Source organism: Palleronia marisminoris, assembly GCF_900172315.1.
GTDB lineage: Bacteria > Pseudomonadota > Alphaproteobacteria > Rhodobacterales > Rhodobacteraceae > Palleronia > Palleronia marisminoris.
This window is the reverse complement of the sequence record NZ_FWFV01000009.1, coordinates 50,421-70,255: the sequence shown is the minus strand read 5'-3', so window position 1 is coordinate 70,255 and position 19,835 is coordinate 50,421. Positions and strand designations below refer to the sequence as shown.

Sequence of the window (19,835 nt, the reverse complement as noted above, 5' to 3'; positions counted from 1 at the left end):
TAACGAAGTGTCGGTGCAGACGCCACGGATTTGCTGTTCCTGCGCGCAGGATCCTTGCGCGCCGGCCCCGGCCCTTTTCATGGCCGCCTCGCCCGGCTAACAGGCGGTGAACAGCACGAAAGGCAGCCCGATGCGCAGCGCCTCGATCACCCGCAAGACCGCCGAGACCGACATCACCGTCATGGTCGACCTCGACGGCACCGGCACGTCCGAGATCCAGACCGGCGTGGGGTTCTTCGACCACATGCTCGACCAGCTTGCGCGTCACTCGCTGATCGACATGCATGTGCGCGCCACCGGCGACCTCCACATCGACGACCACCACACGGTCGAGGATACCGGCATCGCCATCGGCCAGGCGCTCCGCCAGGCGCTCGGTGAAAAGCGCGGCATCCAGCGCTACGGCCAGTGCGCCCTGCCGATGGACGACACGCTGGTGACGGCGGCGCTCGACCTGTCGGGGCGGCCGTGGCTGGCCTGGAACCTGCCGATGACGGCCGAAAGGATCGGCACCTTCGACACCGAACTGGTGCGCGAGTTCTTCCAGGCGCTGTCGACCCATGGCGGCATCACGCTCCACGTGGACCTCGTACGCGGAGTGAATAGCCACCACATCGCTGAAGCCGCTTTCAAGGGCGTCGCCCGCGCCCTGCGCCAGGCGGTCGAGGCTGACCCGCGCAAGGGCCACGCGGTGCCGTCGACCAAGGGCACTCTCTAAATGACGACCGTCCTCATCGACACCGACAGCGGCAACCTGCACTCGGCGGAAAAAGCGTTCCAGCGCATGGCCCGCGAGGCCGACGCGGGCGAGGTGATCGTGACCGCCGATCCCGACGCTGTCGCCCGTGCCACGCGCGTCGTCCTGCCCGGCGACGGGGCTTTCCCCGCCTGCGCCCGCGCCCTGATGCGCGACCGCGCCGCCCTGCACGAGGCGCTACTGGATGCGGTAGAGCGCCAGGGACGCCCCTTCCTCGGCATTTGCGTCGGCATGCAGCTGATGGCCAAGCGGGGGCTCGAGTATCACGAGACCGACGGCCTCGGCTGGATCGACGGAGAGGTCGTGCCGATCACCCCCGCCGATCCCGCGCTGAAGGTGCCCCACATGGGCTGGAACGACCTCGTGATCGACCACCCCCATCCGGTGCTCGACGGAATCGCAACCGGCGACCACGCCTATTTCGTCCACTCCTTCCACATGAAGCTTACTGTGCCCGACCAGCGCCTCGCCCATTGCGATTACGGCGAGGCGGTCACGGCCATCGTCGCCAACGGCAACCGAATCGGCGCCCAGTTCCACCCCGAGAAAAGCCAGGCGACCGGCCTGCGCCTCATTCGGAACTTCCTCGGCTGGACGCCTTGAGCGAAACCAGCCTTCCCCCTACATTGGGCTAGACCTGACAGGAGAGGCCACGATGTTCGGCATTCCGGGCAAGCAAGCCGTCACGATGAGCCCCACGGCCGCCACGCAGATCCTCAAGCTGATGAACGCAAAGGGCCACAAGGGCCTGCGCATCGGCGTGAAGAAGGGCGGCTGCGCGGGCATGGAGTACACCATGGACTACGTTGACGAGGTCGATCCGCATGACGAGGTCGTCGAACAGGACGGCGCGCGGGTGATGATCGCCCCCATGGCGCAGATGTTCCTGTTCGGGACCGAGATCGACTACGAGACGTCGCTGCTGGAATCGGCCTTCAAGTTCCGCAACCCGAACGTGGTGGACGCCTGCGGCTGCGGCGAGTCGATCAAGTTCAAGGACGTCGAAGAGCTGTCCGCCGAACAGGAGGGCTGAGGCCTTACCCTCGGCTCGACTTCCCGGGAAATTGCGATGGTACCCGCGGCCGGACTCGAACCGGCAAGCCTTGCGGCGGGGGATTTTGAATCCCCTGCGTCTACCATTCCGCCACGCGGGCCCGACTTCGCCGGGGCCTTGCGACCATCGCGGCCCCGCGTGTAGCGGAAAATGGTAGCGAAGGGAAAGCGGGAAATGCAGGTGGAACGTCATGGCGCCGCCGCCGTGGTCCTGTGGCGCGGTCATGTCCTCCTGGCTCGGCGCATCAATCCGCCCGATGCAGGGCTCTGGGGCTATCCCGGCGGCCATGTCGAGCCCGGCGAAACCGCCTTCCAGGCCGCTATCCGCGAGTTGCATGAGGAAACCTCGGTCGTCGCGGCACCGGTTGCGCTGCTCGACACGCTTCATGTCGGGGGCGCCGATTCCCCGCGCTTCCGGTTGGACATGGTGCTCTGCCGCTATGTCTCAGGCGATCCGGTCGCCGCCGACGACATCAGCGCCGCCGCCTGGATCCCCTTCACCGAGGTCGAGACCGCCGCCCGCCGCATGAGCCGCGACGTCGACACAATCCTCGTTCGCGCCCGCGCGTATCAGTAGCCGGGCAGCGCCACGCCGAAATTCTGGTACATGCCCCACATCGCGGTCACGAAGATCGCGACCATGCCGATCCCCTGCACCACCGCGCGCTGGCGCCGCAGCCGATCCCGCAGTGCCTCGCCATGCAGGCCGCTCCGGGCGATTTCACGGGCGCAGCGGATGCTCAGCCAGCCCACCAGCGACATCGGCGCCGCGATCAGGAACACGGCCTGGGCGAACTCCACCGCGTAGACGAACCCCAGCAGCGCCAGCGTCGTCAGAACCGCCGCGCCAAGACCCACCAGAACCAGCCCCGAGACATCCTCGACATAGAGCAGCCGAGCCACGCGGATGCGAACGACATCGTGCAGGTCAGCCTCGGCCTGCCCGCCCTGCCGTTCGGCCCGCGTCACCATGTCGTAGGGCACGCCCAGAACGTAATGCGACGCAGTGGACCACGCCGTCGCGAGTGCGATCCAGTACCACAGGTTCGAGAACGAACGCATGTCGATCAGCTCGAATACCGTCTCGTACCAGTCCACGTCGCGCTCCGCCGGTCATGCACCCTTGCGCTTACACTTGAGGCCGGCAGAGTTCCATGCGACCCCTTCCACGATTTTTATACGTTGCAGAGGGACCACCCATGGCGCCCCACTTTCCCGCCACCCGCCTGCGCCGGATGCGCCGCACGCCGCAGCTTCGGGCGCTGATGCGCGAGACGCAGCTGACGCCGTCGGACCTGATCTGGCCGCTCTTCGTGCGCGAGGGGAAGGCCGAGCGCGAGCCGGTCGCGTCGATGCCGGGGGTCGAGCGTCTGTCGATCGACCTGATCGTCGCCGCCGCGAAAGAGGCCGCGAGCCTCGGTATCCCGGCGATCTGCCTCTTTCCCTACACGGACCCCGCGCTCAAGACCGAACGCTGCGAAGAGGCGTGGAACCCCGACAACCTGTCGAACCGCGCGACCCGCGCCATCAAGGATGCGGTGCCCGACATCGCGGTGATGACGGACGTGGCGCTCGATCCCTACAACGCGAACGGCCATGACGGGATCGTCCGGAACGGCGAGATCGTGAACGACGAAAGCGTCGAGGCGCTGGTGAAGATGGCGCTCGCGCAGGCCGCCGCCGGGGCCGACATCCTCGGGCCTTCGGACATGATGGACGGCCGCATCGGCGCCATGCGCGCGGCGCTCGAGGGCGACGGCTTCACCAACACCACGATCATGTCCTACGCGGCCAAATATGCCAGCGGCTTCTACGGCCCGTTCCGCGACGCGGTCGGCGCCTCGGGGGCGTTGAAGGGCGACAAGAAGACCTACCAGATGGACCCCGCCAATTCGGACGAGGCGCTGCGACTCGTGGCGCGCGACCTCGGCGAGGGCGCCGACATGGTGATGGTCAAGCCCGGGATGCCCTATCTCGACATCTGCCGGCGGGTGAAGGACACCTTCGCCGTGCCGACCTACGCCTACCAGGTCTCGGGCGAATACGCGATGCTGTCGGCCGCCTTCCAGAACGGTTGGCTGGCGCGCGAGGCCGTGATGATGGAGAGCCTCCTGGCCTTCAAGCGCGCCGGCTGCGACGGGATCCTGACCTATTTCGCCCCCGAAGCCGCGAGAATCCTGAACGAATGAGCGAGTCGCCGCCGCTTTGCCCCGCATTGTGACCGACCCGGTGACCGGGGGATGACAGGGCGCCAACCCGTGATATGCTGAATCGGCGAGCAGCCGATACAAGGTTGCCGCTGAGGCAACGAAAGCAGCAAGGGACACACACATGACCACCCTGACACGGCGCGCGGCCATGGCCGGCGCGCTCGCGGCCACCGGCTTTGCCGCGGCGGGCTGCAACAACTCGGTCGGCTCGGCTGGTGCAGCGACCATCGACGCGCGGGTTGCCAGCACCATGAACTACCTGTCGACCAACTTCCCCGGAACCGACCAGCTGCGCAACAAGGCGACGGGCGTGCTGGTCATGCCCCTGATGACCAAGGCCGCGCTCGGCGCCGGCGGGGCCTATGGCCGTGGCGCGCTTCTGGTGAACGGGGCGACGGTGGACTACTACTCTGCCGCGCAGGCGAGCCTCGGGTTCCAGATCGGTGCGCAGCAATACGCCCACGTCCTGTTTTTCATGACCAATGACGCGCTCTACCAGTTCCGCACCTCGCCGGGCTGGGAGGCGGGCGGCGACATCGAATACGCCCTGCGCGACCGCGGCGGCAATCTCAGCGCGACGACCACGACCTCGACCGCGCCGGTGATCGGGCTGGTCTTCGGGCAGGCCGGGCTGATGGCAGGCGCCTCTCTCGAAGGCACCAAGTACACCCGCATCATTCCCTAGGACGTTGGCCCCTTGAGGGCCGACGGACCATCGCCTACACCCCTGCGGACCGCATCGCGCGCGACCAGGAGGTGACCCATGGCCAAGAAGAAGAACCCGATCGCGAAGGGCCTCGTCTGGTTCGTCCTTCTGCTGCTGATCGTGGGCCTCGCGGGCTTCGGCGCGACCAGTTTCGGCGGCTCCACCCAGAACGTGGGCGAGGTCGGCGACACCGAGATCGGCATCGACCGCTACGCCCGCGCGCTCCAGCAGGAGATCCGCGGGTTCGAGCAGCAGACTGGGCAGAACCTCACCATCACCGAGGCGCGTGAATTCGGCCTCGATCAGATCGTCCTGCAACGCCTGATCGCCACCGCCGCCCTCGAGGACGAGGCCGACGAGCTTGGCCTGTCCGTCGGCGATACCGAGGTCGCCGAGTCGATCCAGGACATCCAGGCCTTTCAGGGCATGGACGGCAATTTCGACGCCGAGGCCTACCGCTTCGCCCTCGAACAATCCGGCCTGACCGTGACCGAGTTCGAATCCCAGCTTCGGGACGAAACCGCCCGCTCGATCCTGCAAGGCGCCGTGATCGCCGGCATCCAGCCCCCCGCCGCTTTCGTCGACGCCCTGTATCAATATGCCCGCGAGACCCGCGACCTCACCCTCGTCCGGTTCGCCGAGCCCACGCAGCCCGTGCCCGAGCCGACCGAGGACGACCTGCGCGCCTATCACGCCGCGAACGAGGACACCTACACCCTGCCCCGCCGCAAAGAGATCACCTATGCCTGGGTCACGCCCGAGATGATGGCGGGCGAGGTCGAGGTTGGCGAGGACGCCGTGCGCGCGCTCTACGACGAACGCTCCGCCCAGTATAACCAGCCCGAGCGTCGCCTCGTCGAACGCCTCGTCTTCGCGGACGAGGCCGCCGCGCAAGAGGCGCTCGCTGCTATCGAGGCCGGCGACACCACCTTCGGGGACCTGGTGGACCAGCGCGGCCTGACCCTGTCGGACGTGGATCTGGGCGAAGTCGCCCGCGATGATCTCGGCGCCGCGTCCGAGGCCGTATTCGCGCTGCAAGAGCCCGGCATCGTCGGCCCCGCCCCCACGCCGCTCGGCCCCGCGCTGTTCCGCGTCAACGCCATCCTTTCGGCGCAGGAGACCCCGTTCGAAGAGGTCGCCGCCGAATTGCAGGCCGAGGCTTCCCTTTCGGCCGCCCGCCGCGCCCTCGAATCCGAGATCGAACCGGCCGAGGATCTCCTCGCCGGCGGCGCGACCCTCGAAGAGCTGGCCGAGGAAACCCCGTTCGAGCTGAACGAAACCGTCTGGTCCCCCGGCGACGCCAGCGAGGACGGCGCCTCGATCGACGCCTACGACACCTTCCGCGAGGCCGCCGAGCAGACCGAGCCGGGCGACTTCCCCGAAATCGGCCAGCTCTCCGATGGCAGCCTCTTCGCGCTCCGCGTCGACGAGGTCCTCGACCCCTCCGTCCAACCCTTCGCAGAGGTCCGCGAGCAGGTCCGCGCCGACTGGGAAGCCGCCGCCCGCCGCGACCAACTGGTCGCGCAGGCCGAAGCTGCCCTGGAAACCCTGCAGAACAGCGCCGCCGTCTCTCTCGACACCCTCGGCGGCGAGGTCATGCGCCGCGCCGACGTGACCCGCGACGCCGTGATCGAATTCGCGCCCGAAGACTTCGTCGAAACGGCCTTCGCCCTCGACGAACGCGCCGCGACCGTGGTCCCCACGACCGACGGCGCCATCCTCGTCCGGGTCGACTCCGTGAACGCGCCAGACGCGGTCGAGGGCGACGAGGCCCGCGCAGGCCTGCGCCAGGCCGTCGGGCAAGGCGTCGCACAGGACCTGACCTCGTCCTTCACCTCGGCGATCGAGGCGCAGAAGGGCATTGCCCTCAACCAGTCGGCGATCAATGCCGTCCTGTCCCAGTTCAACTGATGCAGCTCAGCCCGGATTTCGACACCTTCGCGCGCGGCCATGCCGTGGGGAAAAACCAGGTCGTCTACGCCCGCATCGCCGCCGATCTCGACACGCCCGTCTCGCTGATGCTCAAGCTCGGGCAGGCCGGGCGCGACACGTTCATGCTTGAATCCGTGACCGGCGGCGAGGTGCGCGGCCGCTACTCGATCATCGGGATGAAGCCCGACCTCGTCTGGAAATGCACGGGCGAGACCAGCTGCGTGAACCGCCACGCCCGCTTCGACGACACCGCGTTCGAGAACATGGAGGGCCACCCCCTCGACACCCTGCGCGCGGTCCTCGCCGAAAGCCGCATCGACCTGCCGGACGAGCTTCCCGCCGCCTCGGCCGGCCTCTTCGGCTATCTCGGCTACGACATGATCCGCCTGGTCGAGAATCTGCCCAACGTGAACCCCGACCCGATCGGCCTGCCCGACGCGCTGATGCTGCGCCCCTCGGTCGTCGCGGTGCTCGACGGTGTGAAGGGCGAGGTCACCGTGGTGGCCCCCGCCTGGGCCGCCGACGGTCAAACCGCCCGCGCCGCCTACGCCCAGGCGGCCGAGCGTGTCATGGATGCCCTGCGCGACCTCGACCGGCCGACCGGCGCCAACGCCCGTGACCTCGGCGAAACCGGCACCCTGCCCGACCCCGTGTCGAACATCAGCCACGACGACTACCTGTCGATCGTAGAACGCGCGAAGGATTACATCCGCGCCGGCGACATCTTTCAGGTCGTGCCCTCGCAGCGCTGGACGCAGGAGTTTCCCCTGCCGCCCTTCGCGCTCTACCGCAGCTTGCGGCGCACGAACCCGTCGCCCTTCATGTTCTACTTCAACTTCGGCGGCTTTCAGGTCGTCGGCGCGTCCCCCGAGATCCTCGTGCGCGTCATGGACGGCGAAGTCACGATCCGCCCCATCGCCGGCACCCGCCCCCGCGGCGCCACCCCCGAAGAGGACCGCGCCAACGAAGAGGACCTGCTGGCCGACGCCAAGGAACGGGCCGAGCACCTGATGCTGCTCGACTTGGGACGCAACGACGTCGGCCGCGTGGCAAAGATCGGCACGGTCCACCCCACCGAAGAGTTCATCATCGAGCGTTACTCGCACGTCATGCACATCGTCTCGAACGTGGTGGGCGAGCTGCGCGACGATCAGGACGCGCTCTCGGCCTTGCTGGCGGGCCTCCCCGCCGGCACCGTCTCGGGCGCGCCCAAGGTCCGCGCGATGGAGATCATCGACGAGTTGGAGCCCGAAAAGCGCGGCATCTACGGCGGCGGCCTCGGCTATTTCAGCGCCGGAGGCGACATGGACATGTGCATCGCCCTGCGTACGGCGGTGGTGCAGGACGACAAGCTCTACATCCAGTCCGGCGGCGGCGTCGTCTTCGACAGCGACCCCGAGGCCGAATACCAGGAGACCGTCAACAAGGCCCGCGCCCTGCGCCGCGCCGCCGAGGATGCTGGCCGCTTCGCGGGGCTTCGCGGCAACACTTAATGCAGCGGGAACTCCCCCGTGACGTGACGCCACTCACCCGGAGCGATCAGCTTGCGGTGGGTGAAGCGCACGGAATGAAGCGGCCCCTCGATCTCGCGCTGCCAATATTCGACGAACTCGAACAGCCGCTCGTGATCGGGCGCCCGATCGTAGTCCTGCCACACGAAGCTATTGAGAACGTTGATATAATCCGGCATCCGGTAGAACATCTCAGCCGTCGTGACGCCGTAACCCTTCAGAAGCATCTCGCCTTCGGTCATGCCTTTTCTCCATGCTGATCCCACCAGCCTGCCACGACCGCGTTAAAAATCAACAAAAACAGTATGTTGGCACTCACGACCAATGGCTGCCAAAGGGGAGGTTCCGATTGCCCCCCAACCCGATGTGCTGGTATAGTGAAACCCAACAAAATCTGGGATCAACCGAGCAGAAAGGCGCCCCCTTTTGAGCGACACGCCCGAGCCCCCCGAACTGGCCGACGAAGGCCCGCGTCACACCGGCCCGACGATCAACATCGCGGACGAGATGCGCTCGTCCTTCCTCGACTATGCCATGTCGGTCATCGTCAGCCGCGCGATCCCCGATCTGCGCGACGGGCTGAAGCCTGTCCACCGCCGCATCCTCTACGCGATGCACGAGACCGGCAACACGCATGACAAGCCCTACCGCAAGTCCGCGCGCCCCGTCGGCGACGTGATGGGCAAGTACCACCCGCACGGCGACTCGGCGATCTACGAGGCGCTGGTGCGGATGGCGCAGGACTTTTCCATGTCGCTGCCGCTGCTCGACGGCCAGGGCAACTTCGGCTCCATGGACGGCGACAACGCCGCGGCCATGCGCTACACCGAAGTTCGGATGGACAAGCCCGCCCAGTCCCTTCTCGCCGATATCGAGAAGGACACGGTGGACTTCCAGGACAATTACGACGGCAAGGACCTCGAACCCACCGTCCTGCCCGCGCGCTTCCCGAACATGCTGGTCAACGGCGCCGGCGGCATCGCGGTCGGCATGGCCACAAACATTCCGCCCCACAACCTGGGCGAAGTCATCGACGGCACCCTCGCGCTGATCGAGGATCCCGACCTCTCGACCGAACGCCTGATCGAGATCATCCCGGCCCCCGACTTTCCCACGGGCGCCCAGATCCTCGGCCGCTCGGGCGCGCGCAAGGCCTATCTCGAAGGGCGCGGCTCGGTCATCATCCGCGCCAGGTCCCATATCGAGGAGATCTCGAAGGGGCGCGAGGCCATCGTCTTCGACGAGATCCCCTACCAGGTGAACAAGGCCGCGCTGATCGAGCGGATCGCGGATCTGGCGAAGGAAAAGCGCCTCGAAGGCATCTCGGCCGTTCAGGACGAATCCGACCGGGTCGGTGTGCGCGTGGTGGTCGAGCTGAAGAAGGACGCCACCGCCGACGTCGTCCTGAACCAGCTCTACCGGTTCACGCCGCTTCAGACCTCGTTCGGCTGCAACATGCTGGCGCTGCACGGCGGCCGCCCCGAGCAGCTGACCCTGCGCGAGTTCCTCACCCACTTCATCACTTTCCGCGAGGAAGTCGTCGCCCGCCGCACCGCCTACGAGCTGCGCAAGGCGCGCGAACGGGCGCATATCCTCTGCGGCCTCGCCGTCGCGGTGTCGAACGTGGACGAGGTCGTGCAGACGATCCGGTCCTCGCAGGACGCTGCCGAGGCGCGCGTCCGCCTGATGGAGCGCCGCTGGCCCGCGATGGAGATCGCGCCCTTCATCCGGCTGATCGACGATCCCGGCCACACCGTGAACGAGGACGGCACCTACAACCTTTCCGAACGCCAGGCCCGCGCCATCCTCGACCTGCGCCTCCAGCGCCTGACCCAGATCGGCGTGCAGGAAGTCACCGACGAGCTCGAAGAACTGGCCGGAAAGATCAAGGACTACCTCGACATCCTGCGCTCGCGCGAGCGGATCATGGCGATCATCTCGGACGAGCTGCGCGAGGTGCGCGAGCAGTTCGCCGTGCCCCGACGGTCCGAGATCATCGAATGGTCCGGCGACATGGAGGACGAGGACCTTATCGAGCGTGAGGACATGGTCGTCACCGTCACCGCCGGCGGCTACATCAAGCGCACGCCGCTGGTCGAATTCCGCTCGCAGCGGCGCGGCGGCAAGGGCCTGTCGGGCGGCGCGCTCAAAGATGACGACGTCGTCACGACCCTGTTCGTCGCCAACACCCACACGCCGCTGCTGGTCTTCACGACCACCGGCATGGTCTACAAGCTCAAGACCTGGCAGCTTCCGGCCGGCTCGCGCGGCGCGCGCGGACGCTATCTCAGCAACATCCTGCAGAACCTCGACGAGGGCACCGGCATCGCCGCGATCATGCCCGTGGACCGGGACGAAAAGGATTGGGACGAGCTGCAGATCGTCTTTGCCACCAACGCCGGAAGCGTCCGGCGCAACGCCCTGTCCGATTTCACGAACGTGAACCGCGCCGGCAAGATCGCCATGAAGTTCGAGGACGAGCGCATGCGCCTCATCGACGCGCGCATCGCCTCCCCGGAAGAGGACGTGATGCTCGTGACAGCCGGGGGACGCGCGATCCGCTTCCCCTCGACGGACGTGCGGGTGTTCAACTCGCGGGCTTCCGTCGGCGTGCGCGGCATTCGGCTTGGAAAGGACGACGAGGTCGTCTCGATGTCGGTGATCCGCCACTTCGAGGCGACCCCGGAAGAGCGTCAGACCTACCTCAAGATGCGCCGCGCCATGGCCGGCGTCACGGAAGAGCCCGAGGCCGACGAAGACGAGGCCACGACCGAGGCACAGGACTTCAGCCAGGAGCGCTATGCCGAGATGTCGGCGGCCGAAGACCTGATCCTGACCGTCACCTCCCAAGGCTACGGCAAGCTCTCGTCGTCCCACGACTACCCCGTCCGCGGTCGCGGCGGTCAGGGCGTCTCGGCGATGGATCGCGCCATGCGCGGCGGCCCGCTGGTCGCTTCGTTCCCGGTCGAGATGGACAACCAGATCATGCTGGCCACCTCTCGCGGCCAGTCGATCCGCGTGCCCATCGAAGGCATCTCGTTCCGCTCGCGCGGTGCGGGCGGTGTCCGGGTCTTCAACACCGGCGCCGGCGAAGAGGTCGTCTCGGTCGCCTGGATCGCCGAGCAGCCGGACGAGGACATTGTCGACGGCGACGAATCCGAGTAATCCTGCGCTCCTTCCCGTCGGAGGTTTCCTCCGACGGGACTCCTGCACTGCATCGAGGCCCGACATGACCGACACTCTGCACATCGTTGGCGGCGGCATGGCCGGCTCGGAAGCCGCGTGGCAAGCCGCGAACATGGGCGTCGACGTGGTGATCCACGAGATGCGCCCGCAGGTGAAGACCTTCGCGCACCAGACTGGAAACCTTGCGGAAATGGTGTGCTCCAACTCGTTCCGCTCGGACGATTCCGAGCAGAACGCCGTCGGTCTGCTCCACTGGGAGATGCGCCAGGCCGGCGGCCTCATCATGGAAATGGGAGATCTCCACCGTCTTCCCGCCGGTGGTGCGCTGGCCGTAGACCGTGACGCCTTCTCCGAAGCGGTCACGGCGAAGCTGAAGGCCCACCCGAAGATCACGGTTCAAGGCGCTGAAATCGCAGAGGTTCCCGAAGACGGTCATTGGATCATCGCCACCGGCCCGCTGACATCCGGAGCATTGGCAGAAGCGATCCGTTCTAAAACAAGCGCCGACCAGCTCGCCTTCTTCGACGCCATCGCCCCCATCGTCCATGCCGAGTCCATCGACATGGACATCGCCTGGCGCCAATCCCGCTATGACAAGGGCGAGACCGAGGACGAGCGGACCGCCTACATCAACTGCCCGATGACCAAGGAGCAGTACGAGGCCTTCATCGACGCCCTCCTCGCGGCGGAAAAAACCGAGTTCAAGGAAGGCGAAACGGCCAACTACTTCGACGGCTGCCTACCGATCGAGGTCATGGCCGAACGCGGCCGCGAGACCCTCCGCCACGGCCCGATGAAGCCCGTCGGCCTGACCAACGCGCATGATCCGCAGACCAAGGCCCATGCCGTGGTGCAACTGCGTCGCGACAACAAGCTGGGCACGCTCTACAACATCGTCGGCTTCCAGACGAAGATGAAGTACGGTGCGCAAACCGATGTTTTCCGGATGATTCCCGGCCTTCAGGACGCGCGCTTCGCACGGCTCGGCGGCATCCATCGCAATACGTTCATCCATTCGCCGACGCTTCTGGACCCGACCCTGAGGTTGCGCAGCCAGCCGAACATCCGCTTCGCTGGCCAGATCACCGGTGTTGAAGGCTATGTCGAAAGCGCCGCCATGGGCCTACTCGCCGGCCGCCTCGCCGCCAGCGAGATCATGGGTCTGAGCGTCGCTGATGTCCCGCCGACGACGGCGACCGGTGCCCTTGTGACCCACATCACCGGCGGTGCCGAGGCCAAGACATTCCAACCCATGAACGTCAATTTCGGGCTCTTTCCCCCGGTCGACCTGAAGGGCGGCCGCAAGAACCGCCAGGCGCGCTACAAGGCCTATACCGACCGCGCCAAGGCCGACTGGACCGCCTGGCTGGCGACGCAGGACGGCCGCGTTCCTGCGTGATCACGCGCTTCGCTCCCTCTCCCACGGGGCCGCTTCACCTTGGCCACGCCTTCTCGGCCATGATGGCGCACGACATGGCGAAGGACGCCGGCGGCACTTTCCTCCTGCGGATCGAAGATATCGACCATAGCCGCGCGCGCCCCGAATGGGAGGCGCAGATCGAGGATGATCTGCACTGGCTCGGCCTCGACTGGCCCCGCCCTGTGATGCGCCAATCCGAGCGGATACCGGCTTATCGCGACGCCCTGAACCGGCTGAGCGCCATGGGGCTGATCTATGCCTGCACCTGCAACCGCCGCGATATTCGCGAGGCGGCCTCGGCGCCGCAAGAAGGCGCGATTCCGACGGGGCCGGATGGCATCGTCTATCCCGGCACCTGCAAGCGCGCTGGCAACGAGCCCGAAGGCGCCGCGATGCGCCTGCACATGGACCGGGCGCTGGACCGGGCAAGCCCGCTCTGGTTCGAGGAAACTGGACCCGACGGCGGACGGCAGGAGATCACCCGGCAGGCGATGATCGAGAAGGTCGGCGACGTGGTGCTCGCCCGCCGCGAAATGGGGACGAGCTACCACCTTTCGGTCGTCGTGGACGATGCCGCGCAAGGCGTTACTCATGTGGTTCGAGGGCTCGATCTGTTCGAAGCCACGCCGATCCACGTGCTCTTGCAGCGCCTCCTGGACCTGCCGACGCCGATTTACCACCACCACCGGCTGATCCGGGATGAGCACGGAAAGCGCCTGGCGAAGCGCGACGACGCCCGCGCCATCGCCGCCTACCGTGCCGAGGGCCACTCGCCCGCTGATCTTCGAGCTCGGCTAGGGCTTACTCCGGCGCCATGATCTCGACCTCGTCGCCGTCGCGCACCGAGGTATAGAAGCAACTTCGACGCCCGGTGTGACAGGCCGGCCCCTCCTGGCGCACCAGGACCAGCAGGCAGTCACGGTCGCAATCCACACGCATCTCGACGAGGTGCTGCAGGTGGCCGCTCGTCTCGCCCTTCACCCAGAAGGCCTGGCGCGAGCGGCTCCAATAGGTGACGCGGCCGGTGTCGAGCGTCTTCGCGACGGCCTCGGCATTCATCCAGGCGAGCATCAGGACTTCGCCACTGGAATGATCCTGCGCGATCGCAGGCACGAGTCCCGCCGCGTCGAATTTAAGGGTAGCCGGATCGAACATGTGCCACCTTTCGAAGGAGATTGCGAAACGGATAGAACCGCTTATCTATCACGGACCAAGCAAGGGAAAGTCATGTCCGACAGCGATCTCATCAAGCTCTATTCGGGCCGCATCCTCGAGCTCGCGGCGGACATACCGCTGACCGAGCGGCTGGATCATCCGCATGCCACGGTGAAGAAGCGCTCACCGCTCTGCGGCTCGACAGTGACCGTGGACATCGCAGTCGCCGACGGACGCGTCGTCGCCTATGGGCAGGACGTGAAGGCCTGCGCTTTGGGACAGGCTTCGGCCGCCGTCGTAGGGAAATCGATCCTGGGTCGTGACCGTGCCGAGCTCGAGCAGGCGCGGGACGAGCTGCGCGCGATGCTGAAGCAGGACGGTCCGGCGCCCTCCGCCCCATTCGACGGGCTTGAGGTGCTGCGCCCGGCGCGAGACTACAAGAACCGCCACGCCTCGATCATGCTGGCGCTCGATGCCGCGACCGAAGCGTTTGCGACAGCCGAGGAAAACGCCACCGCCTGACGAAAAAACCGCCGCGCATCCGGGTGGATGGCGGCGGTGAGGATGCGCGTCCGGGTGGGTCGTGGATCGAGGCGGATCCGGCAGTGGCGTCGCGCATGTCGCTGGGGGCGGATCATGCACGGGACCCTGCCCGGGAGACGCAGGCAGAAACCTAAAGGAATGTCGGCAGATGGAGGCCGGCTACCAGGAACAGGGCCAGCGCCGCGCATCCCGCGAAATCCTCGACGAACGTGTCCGAGCGGCGGATCGTGTCTTTCAGCGTGCGAAGCATCGGGGGCCTCCATGTTCCTCTGATGCTTATTTGTTCTCATATCGTTCACGGTTTGTAAAGAACTTTAAGTGAACACCGTCGATTTGGGCCTAGCCGGCGCCGATCATCTGGATCGCCTTGTCTTGCTCCATCAGCCAGAGCAGGGTCCGCGCTGCCATCCCGCGGGGCGATGACAGGTCGGGATCAGCCTCGAGCAGTCGCTGCGCATCCCGCCGCGCCGTCGCCTGCAGCGCCGCCTGCCGTTCAAGGTCCGCGATCCGGAATCGCGGCAAGCCGGATTGCGCCTGGCCCAGCACGTCGCCCGCGCCGCGCATCGCCAGGTCGGCCTCGGCGATGTGGAACCCGTCCTCGGTGTCGCGCAGGATCTCGAGGCGCTTCCGGGCGGTCTCGCTCAACTCGGCGCCGAACATCAGAAGACAGGTCGAGGCCGCCGCACCGCGGCCGACCCGTCCGCGCAGCTGGTGGAGCTGTGCCAGGCCGAAGGTCTCGGCCCGCTCGATGACCATGATCGAGGCGTTCGGGACGTTGACGCCGACCTCGATGACCGTGGTTGCGACCAACACTCCCGTCTCGCCGGCGGCGAACTTCGCCATCGCGGCGTCTTTCTCGGTCGGCGGCATCTGCCCGTGAACGAGGTCCACCTGCCCCTCGCCAAGCGCAGCACGCAGGCGCCGAAAGCGGTCCTCGGCGCTCGTCAGGTCCGAAACCTCGCTTTCCGCGACCAGCGGGCAGACCCAATAAGCCTGCCGCCCCTCCTTCAAAGCTGCGCGCAGCCTTTCGACCACCTCGTCGTAGCGAGCCGCGGCGACGAGCGCGGTCTTCACCGGAGTTCGGCCCGGCGGCTTCTCGTCCAGGATCGAGACGTCCATATGGCCGTATTGGGCGAGGCTCAGCGATCGTGGGATCGGCGTCGCCGTCATCACCAGGGTGTCGACCCGCTCGCCCTTCTGTCCCAAGGCAAGACGTTGGCTGACACCGAAACGGTGCTGCTCGTCCACGATGGCGAGGCGCAAGTCGGCAAAATGCACGTCGTCGCTGAAGACGGCATGCGTACCCACGAGGATGTGGATGTCGCCGTTCTGCAGGGCGGCGAGTTTGGCGGCCCGCTCAGCGCCCTTGTCGCGGCCGGTCAGGATCTCGATCACGACACCGGCCTGCTCGGCGAGCGGGGTCAGGCTCTCCAGGTGCTGGCGTGCAAGAATCTCGGTCGGCGCCATCATCGCGCCCTGCCCGCCCGCCTCGACCGCCGCCAGAAGCGCCATGAAGGCGACGAGCGTCTTGCCCGACCCCACATCCCCCTGCAGCAGCCGCCCCATCCGGTGCGGCGAGGCCATGTCCTCGGCAATCTCGGCGATGGCCCGTTCCTGCGCGCCGGTCAGGGAATAGGGCAAACCTGCGCGCACCCGGGACGACAGCCGTCCTGACGGTCGGCTCACCCGCCCCACCTTCCGCCGCCTGTCCGCCCGAACGAGCGCGAGCGTCAGTTGGTGGGCGAAAAGTTCGTCATACGCGAGCCGACGCCGCGCCGGAGCGACGGTCGCAAGGTCACTGTCGGCGTCGGGGGCGTGGGCCGTCGCAAGCGCGCGGCGCCAGTCGGACCATCCTTCGGCGGCGATCACGCCGGGGTCGATCCATTCGGGCAATTCGGGTGCGAGGCCGATCGCCCCAGCGACCGCCTTCGCCATGCCCCGCTGGGTAAGGCCGTTGGTCAGGGGATAGACCGGCTCGTACCGCGGCAGCGTATCGGCCTCGTTCGTGTGCAGGATGTAGTCGGGATGCGCCATCTGCGCGATGCCGTCGAACAGCTCCACCCGCCCTGAAACGATGCGCCGCTGACCCTCGGGGAGCATCCGCGTCAGCCAGTCGCCCCGTGCGTGGAAGAAGATCAGGAGGAACGAAGTCCGCGCGTCCTCGACCTCGACCCGCGCGGGTCCGCGCCCCGCGGCCGGCCGATGACGCCCCACGGTCACTTCGACGGTGACAGTGCCCGGCAGTTCGACATCGCGAATGGACTCCTGCCGGCGACGGTCGATCCCGGCATGGGGCAGCGTGAAGATCAGATCGCGGGGAGTCGCGATCTTCATCTGCGCGAAGATGCGCGCGCCCTTGGGCCCGACGCCCGGCAGAACCGTGAGATCGGAGAACAGCGGCCAAAGGGCCTGGGGCCGGCTCATGCGTCTCCGATGAGGGCGAGCCAGCCGTCTTCGTCGAGGGTTTCGACCCCGAGATCGGTCGCCTTCTTCAACTTCGATCCCGATCCCGGCCCCGCGATCAGAAGGTCGGTCTTGGCCGAGACCGATCCCGCCACCTTGGCCCCAAGCGCTTCGGCCCGTGCCTTCGCCTCGGCCCGCGTCATCTTCTCGAGCGAGCCAGTGAAGACCAGGGTCTTGCCGGCGACCGGGCTTCCCTCGGTGTGCGGCCGAGAGACGTCCTCGATCGTCAGATGCGAGACGAGGCGGTCGATTGAGGCGCGCTCTGCCTCCTGCGAGAAGGTCGTGACCAGGGACCGCGCGAGGACCGTTCCGACCCCGTCGATGGACATCAGTTCTTCCCATGCCGGTCCTTCGCAGGGTTCGGCGGCGAGCATCGCGGCCTCGAACGCCGACCAGCTGCCGTAATGCCGCGCGAGGAGACGGGCGTTCGTCTCTCCGACATGGCGGATGCCGAGCGCGAAGATGAGCCGGTCGAGCGGGATCGACCGACGATCTTCGATCGCTGCGAACAGGTTGCGGGCCGAGGTTTCACCCCACCCCTCCCGGTTCTTCAGCTGGCGGTGATTTCCCGGACCGAAGCGCTCCGCGAGCGTGAAGATGTCGGCCGGGGTCTCGATCCAGTCGTCACGATGGAATTCCTCGACCAGCTTCGCCCCCAGCCCCTCGATGTCGAAGGCGGCCCGCGACACGAAATGCTTGAGCCGCTCGACCGCCTGGGCCGGACAGATCAGACCGCCCGAGCAGCGTCGCACCGAGTCCCCTTCCTCTCGCGGTGCGTCCGAGCCGCATTCGGGGCAGGTCGTCGGGAAATCGAAGGGCTGCGCATCCCTTGGCCGACGCGACAGGTCCACTTCGGCGATCTTGGGGATCACGTCGCCCGCCCTGTAGACCTGCACCCAATCGCCCTCGCGGATGTCACGCCCCCCGCGGATCTGTGCGCCCTTGGCGTCGCGGCCGGCGATATAGTCCTCGTTGTGCAGGGTCGCGTTCGAGACGACGACTCCGCCGACGGTCACTGGCTGCAACCGCGCCACCGGGCTGAGCGTGCCGGTTCGCCCCACCTGGATCTCGATGCGCTCGAGCACGGTCCAGGCGGTCTCGGCGGGGAACTTGTGCGCGATTGCCCAGCGCGGCGTGGTGGAGCGGAAGCCCAGCCTGGTCTGGTAGCCCAGGTCGTTCACCTTGTAGACGACCCCGTCGATATCGTACCCAAGCGTGGCGCGACGCGCTTCGATCATGCGATAATGCGCCAGAAGGGCCTGGGTGTCTTCGCACAACTGGGTCAGCGGATTGGTCTGGAAACCAAGCGTCGCCAAGCGCTCGACCGCGGAGGTCTGTGTGTCCGCGAGAGGCTGAGAGATCTCGCCGTAGGAATACGCGAAGAATCGGAGGGGTCGCGCAGCAGTGATCTTCGGGTCGAGCTGACGCAACGACCCGGCGGCAGCGTTGCGTGGGTTCGCAAAGACCTTGTCGCCCTGCTGCTCCGCCCGCGCGTTCAGCGCTGCGAAATCCGCGTGGGTCATGTAGACCTCGCCGCGCACCTCGAGGACAGCGGGCGCACCGCCCAGGCGCCGCGGGATGTCGCCCACAGTCAGGGCGTTGTCGGTGACATTCTCGCCGACAGTTCCATCGCCGCGGGTTGCCGCGTGGACCAGAGCGCCCTCCTCGTAGCGGAGCGACAGCGACAGGCCGTCGATCTTGGGCTCGGCAGTGAACGCAAGAGGCGCGGTTTCGGGCAGACCCAGATAGCTGCGTACCGAGCGGACGAAATCGGTGACGTCCTCCTCGTGGAATGCATTGTCCAGCGACATCATCCGCCGCGCGTGGCGAATTTTGCCGAACCCGGATTTTGGCGCCGCTCCGATCACGTCGCTCGGGGAATCACGCCGCTTGAGGGTTGGAAATCGCGCCTCGATCGCAGCGTTTCGCTGTTTCAGGCGATCGTATTCCGCGTCCGAAGCGGTCGGTGCATCCTGGCCGTGATACGCGTCATTGGCCTCGGCGATGATCAGCGCGAGGCGCCCAAGCTCGAGGCGCGCGGCCTCTTGCTCCAACTCCTCGACCGGGATCTCACCGGACGCCCCATCGGTCTCAGTGGCCATATCCGCCCCCAACTTCCGCACCAGCCTTGCCGGAGGTTCTAGGCACGCAGGCGGAGGTCGTCCAGAAGCACGGTCAGCCGGCGCGGGCGACCGGGTCGAGCGATTTCTCCGGCTCGGGATCGCGCAGGACGTATCCGCGGCCCCATACGGTCTCGATGTAGTTCTTGCCGCCGGTGGCTTCCGCGAGCTTCTTGCGAAGCTTGCACACGAAAACGTCGATGATCTTGAGCTCGGGTTCGTCCATGCCGCCATAAAGATGATTCAAGAACATCTCCTTGGTCAACGTCGTCCCCTTCCGCAGGCTCAGAAGCTCGAGCATCTGATATTCCTTGCCGGTCAGGTGGACCGGCTGATCGTCGACCTCGACCGACTTCGCGTCCAGGTTCACCGCGATCGGGCCCGTCCGGATCACCGACTGCGAATGCCCCTTCGAGCGGCGGATGATCGCGTGGATTCGGGCAACCAGCTCCTCCCGATGGAACGGCTTGGTCAGGTAATCGTCGGCACCGGACGCGAAACCCTTGACCTTGGTCTCCGGATCATCGGCACCGGTCAGGATCAGGATCGGCGTGTCGATCCGGGCCATCCGCAATTGGCGCAGCACGTCATAGCCGTGCATGTCCGGCAGACCCAGGTCGAGAAGGATGAGGTCGTAGTCGTACAGCTTGGCGAGATCGACACCTTCCTCGCCCATATCAGTCGTATAGGTATTGAGGTTGGCGTGCCCAAGCATCATCTCGATGCTGCGCGCGGTGGTCGGGTCGTCTTCAATCAACAATATACGCATCGACCACTCC

General features: G+C 66.7%; 18 protein-coding genes and 1 tRNA gene. 12 read left to right on the top strand and 7 right to left on the bottom strand.

All coding sequences use genetic code 11. From position 1 onward, the window contains the following. The first annotated feature begins 130 nt into the window (after positions 1 to 130). Genes hisB through PAM7066_RS14590 form a run of 3 tightly spaced genes read left to right on the top strand, consistent with a single transcriptional unit; the run spans position 131 to position 1,790 of the window. The gene (gene hisB, locus PAM7066_RS14600) at positions 131 to 718 is read left to right on the top strand and encodes an imidazoleglycerol-phosphate dehydratase HisB (protein ID WP_085854970.1); all 588 of its coding nucleotides are present in this window, start codon (positions 131 to 133) and stop codon (positions 716 to 718) included. Then, positions 719 to 1,360, top strand: coding sequence for an imidazole glycerol phosphate synthase subunit HisH (hisH, locus tag PAM7066_RS14595; RefSeq protein WP_085854969.1), 642 nt, complete (start codon positions 719 to 721; stop codon positions 1,358 to 1,360). A 52-nt stretch (positions 1,361 to 1,412) separates the two neighbouring features. Then, positions 1,413 to 1,790 (top strand): HesB/IscA family protein, encoded by a 378-nt coding sequence (locus PAM7066_RS14590; protein WP_085854968.1) that lies wholly within the window; start codon positions 1,413 to 1,415, stop codon positions 1,788 to 1,790. Positions 1,791 to 1,827: 37 nt separating this feature from the next. On the opposite strand, the gene PAM7066_RS14585 is transcribed toward PAM7066_RS14590, so the two are convergent. Continuing rightward, positions 1,828 to 1,911 (bottom strand) — tRNA-Leu (locus PAM7066_RS14585). A 74-nt stretch (positions 1,912 to 1,985) separates the two neighbouring features. Here PAM7066_RS14585 and PAM7066_RS14580 point away from each other — a divergent pair. Further along, on the top strand, positions 1,986 to 2,387 hold the full coding sequence (locus PAM7066_RS14580; protein ID WP_085854967.1) for an NUDIX hydrolase: 402 nt from the start codon (positions 1,986 to 1,988) through the stop codon (positions 2,385 to 2,387). Here the strand turns inward: PAM7066_RS14580 and PAM7066_RS14575 are convergent. After that, the gene (locus PAM7066_RS14575) at positions 2,381 to 2,908 is read right to left on the bottom strand and encodes a component of SufBCD complex (protein WP_085854966.1); all 528 of its coding nucleotides are present in this window, start codon (positions 2,906 to 2,908) and stop codon (positions 2,381 to 2,383) included. The two genes, PAM7066_RS14580 and PAM7066_RS14575, sit on opposite strands and share 7 nt — an antisense overlap. 101 nt (positions 2,909 to 3,009) lie before the next feature. Between PAM7066_RS14575 and hemB the strand changes: the two genes are divergently transcribed. The 4 genes from hemB to trpE all read left to right on the top strand — a co-directional run bounded on the left by hemB (position 3,010) and on the right by trpE (position 8,151). After that, positions 3,010 to 3,999, top strand: a complete 990-nt coding sequence (gene hemB, locus PAM7066_RS14570; protein ID WP_090929469.1) for a porphobilinogen synthase — start codon at positions 3,010 to 3,012, stop codon at positions 3,997 to 3,999. A 142-nt stretch (positions 4,000 to 4,141) separates the two neighbouring features. Further along, the gene (locus PAM7066_RS14565; protein ID WP_085854964.1) at positions 4,142 to 4,705 is read left to right on the top strand and encodes a lipid-binding SYLF domain-containing protein; all 564 of its coding nucleotides are present in this window, start codon (positions 4,142 to 4,144) and stop codon (positions 4,703 to 4,705) included. Positions 4,706 to 4,783: 78 nt separating this feature from the next. Beyond that, a complete protein-coding gene (locus tag PAM7066_RS14560) occupies positions 4,784 to 6,637 on the top strand; it encodes a SurA N-terminal domain-containing protein (RefSeq protein WP_085854963.1) in 1,854 nt (617 codons plus the stop codon). Further along, a complete protein-coding gene (gene trpE / locus PAM7066_RS14555) occupies positions 6,637 to 8,151 on the top strand; it encodes an anthranilate synthase component I (RefSeq protein WP_085854962.1) in 1,515 nt (504 codons plus the stop codon). Before PAM7066_RS14560 ends, trpE begins: the two co-directional genes overlap by 1 nt. Here the strand turns inward: trpE and PAM7066_RS14550 are convergent. Next, positions 8,148 to 8,411, bottom strand: coding sequence for an usg protein (locus PAM7066_RS14550; protein ID WP_085854961.1), 264 nt, complete (start codon positions 8,409 to 8,411; stop codon positions 8,148 to 8,150). The two genes, trpE and PAM7066_RS14550, sit on opposite strands and share 4 nt — an antisense overlap. 184 nt (positions 8,412 to 8,595) lie before the next feature. Between PAM7066_RS14550 and gyrA the strand changes: the two genes are divergently transcribed. The 3 genes from gyrA (at position 8,596) to gluQRS (ending at position 13,593) form a co-directional block, all read left to right on the top strand. Continuing rightward, complete coding sequence (gene gyrA, locus PAM7066_RS14545; RefSeq protein WP_085854960.1) at positions 8,596 to 11,334, top strand: DNA gyrase subunit A; 2,739 nt, start codon at positions 8,596 to 8,598, stop codon at positions 11,332 to 11,334. A gap of 64 nt (positions 11,335 to 11,398) precedes the next feature. Continuing rightward, a complete protein-coding gene (gene trmFO / locus PAM7066_RS14540) occupies positions 11,399 to 12,754 on the top strand; it encodes a methylenetetrahydrofolate--tRNA-(uracil(54)-C(5))-methyltransferase (FADH(2)-oxidizing) TrmFO (RefSeq protein WP_085854959.1) in 1,356 nt (451 codons plus the stop codon). Then, on the top strand, positions 12,751 to 13,593 hold the full coding sequence (gene gluQRS / locus PAM7066_RS14535; protein WP_085854958.1) for a tRNA glutamyl-Q(34) synthetase GluQRS: 843 nt from the start codon (positions 12,751 to 12,753) through the stop codon (positions 13,591 to 13,593). The genes trmFO and gluQRS overlap by 4 nt, the downstream gene beginning before the upstream one ends. Here the strand turns inward: gluQRS and hisI are convergent. Next, the gene (gene hisI / locus PAM7066_RS14530; protein ID WP_085854957.1) at positions 13,577 to 13,930 is read right to left on the bottom strand and encodes a phosphoribosyl-AMP cyclohydrolase; all 354 of its coding nucleotides are present in this window, start codon (positions 13,928 to 13,930) and stop codon (positions 13,577 to 13,579) included. The two genes, gluQRS and hisI, sit on opposite strands and share 17 nt — an antisense overlap. 72 nt (positions 13,931 to 14,002) lie before the next feature. On the opposite strand from hisI, the gene PAM7066_RS14525 reads away from it, so the two are divergent. Continuing rightward, entirely contained in the window at positions 14,003 to 14,452 is a 450-nt protein-coding gene (locus PAM7066_RS14525; RefSeq protein ID WP_085854956.1) for an iron-sulfur cluster assembly scaffold protein, read from the top strand. 360 nt (positions 14,453 to 14,812) lie between these two features. Here the strand turns inward: PAM7066_RS14525 and recG are convergent, their stop codons facing one another. From recG to ctrA, 3 genes are all read right to left on the bottom strand, one after another. Continuing rightward, positions 14,813 to 16,897: an ATP-dependent DNA helicase RecG gene (gene recG, locus PAM7066_RS14520; protein ID WP_085854955.1), complete on the bottom strand. Its 2,085-nt coding sequence runs from the start codon at positions 16,895 to 16,897 to the stop codon at positions 14,813 to 14,815. Next, on the bottom strand, positions 16,894 to 19,038 hold the full coding sequence (gene ligA, locus PAM7066_RS14515; RefSeq protein ID WP_085854954.1) for an NAD-dependent DNA ligase LigA: 2,145 nt from the start codon (positions 19,036 to 19,038) through the stop codon (positions 16,894 to 16,896). The genes recG and ligA overlap by 4 nt, the downstream gene beginning before the upstream one ends. Before the next feature lie 73 nt (positions 19,039 to 19,111). Beyond that, positions 19,112 to 19,825 carry a response regulator transcription factor CtrA gene (gene ctrA / locus PAM7066_RS14510; protein ID WP_085854953.1) on the bottom strand — a complete coding sequence of 238 codons (714 nt, stop codon included), beginning with the start codon at positions 19,823 to 19,825 and terminating at the stop codon, positions 19,112 to 19,114. Positions 19,826 to 19,835: the final 10 nt, after the last annotated feature.

Excerpts from the sequence above, each read along its gene's own strand:
- hisB (WP_085854970.1), top strand. The coding sequence starts at position 131 with ATGCGCAGCGCCTCGATCACCCGCAAGACCGCCGAGACCGACATCACC.
- ctrA (WP_085854953.1), bottom strand. The coding sequence starts at position 19,825 with ATGCGTATATTGTTGATTGAAGACGACCCGACCACCGCGCGCAGCATC.
- hisI (WP_085854957.1), bottom strand. The coding sequence starts at position 13,930 with ATGTTCGATCCGGCTACCCTTAAATTCGACGCGGCGGGACTCGTGCCT.
- trmFO (WP_085854959.1), top strand. The coding sequence starts at position 11,399 with ATGACCGACACTCTGCACATCGTTGGCGGCGGCATGGCCGGCTCGGAA.
- hemB (WP_090929469.1), top strand. The coding sequence starts at position 3,010 with ATGGCGCCCCACTTTCCCGCCACCCGCCTGCGCCGGATGCGCCGCACG.
- hisH (WP_085854969.1), top strand. The coding sequence starts at position 719 with ATGACGACCGTCCTCATCGACACCGACAGCGGCAACCTGCACTCGGCG.
- PAM7066_RS14560 (WP_085854963.1), top strand. The coding sequence starts at position 4,784 with ATGGCCAAGAAGAAGAACCCGATCGCGAAGGGCCTCGTCTGGTTCGTC.
- trpE (WP_085854962.1), top strand. The coding sequence starts at position 6,637 with ATGCAGCTCAGCCCGGATTTCGACACCTTCGCGCGCGGCCATGCCGTG.
- PAM7066_RS14525 (WP_085854956.1), top strand. The coding sequence starts at position 14,003 with ATGTCCGACAGCGATCTCATCAAGCTCTATTCGGGCCGCATCCTCGAG.
- ligA (WP_085854954.1), bottom strand. The coding sequence starts at position 19,038 with ATGGCCACTGAGACCGATGGGGCGTCCGGTGAGATCCCGGTCGAGGAG.
- PAM7066_RS14550 (WP_085854961.1), bottom strand. The coding sequence starts at position 8,411 with ATGACCGAAGGCGAGATGCTTCTGAAGGGTTACGGCGTCACGACGGCT.
- PAM7066_RS14590 (WP_085854968.1), top strand. The coding sequence starts at position 1,413 with ATGTTCGGCATTCCGGGCAAGCAAGCCGTCACGATGAGCCCCACGGCC.
- recG (WP_085854955.1), bottom strand. The coding sequence starts at position 16,897 with ATGAGCCGGCCCCAGGCCCTTTGGCCGCTGTTCTCCGATCTCACGGTT.
- PAM7066_RS14565 (WP_085854964.1), top strand. The coding sequence starts at position 4,142 with ATGACCACCCTGACACGGCGCGCGGCCATGGCCGGCGCGCTCGCGGCC.
- PAM7066_RS14580 (WP_085854967.1), top strand. The coding sequence starts at position 1,986 with ATGCAGGTGGAACGTCATGGCGCCGCCGCCGTGGTCCTGTGGCGCGGT.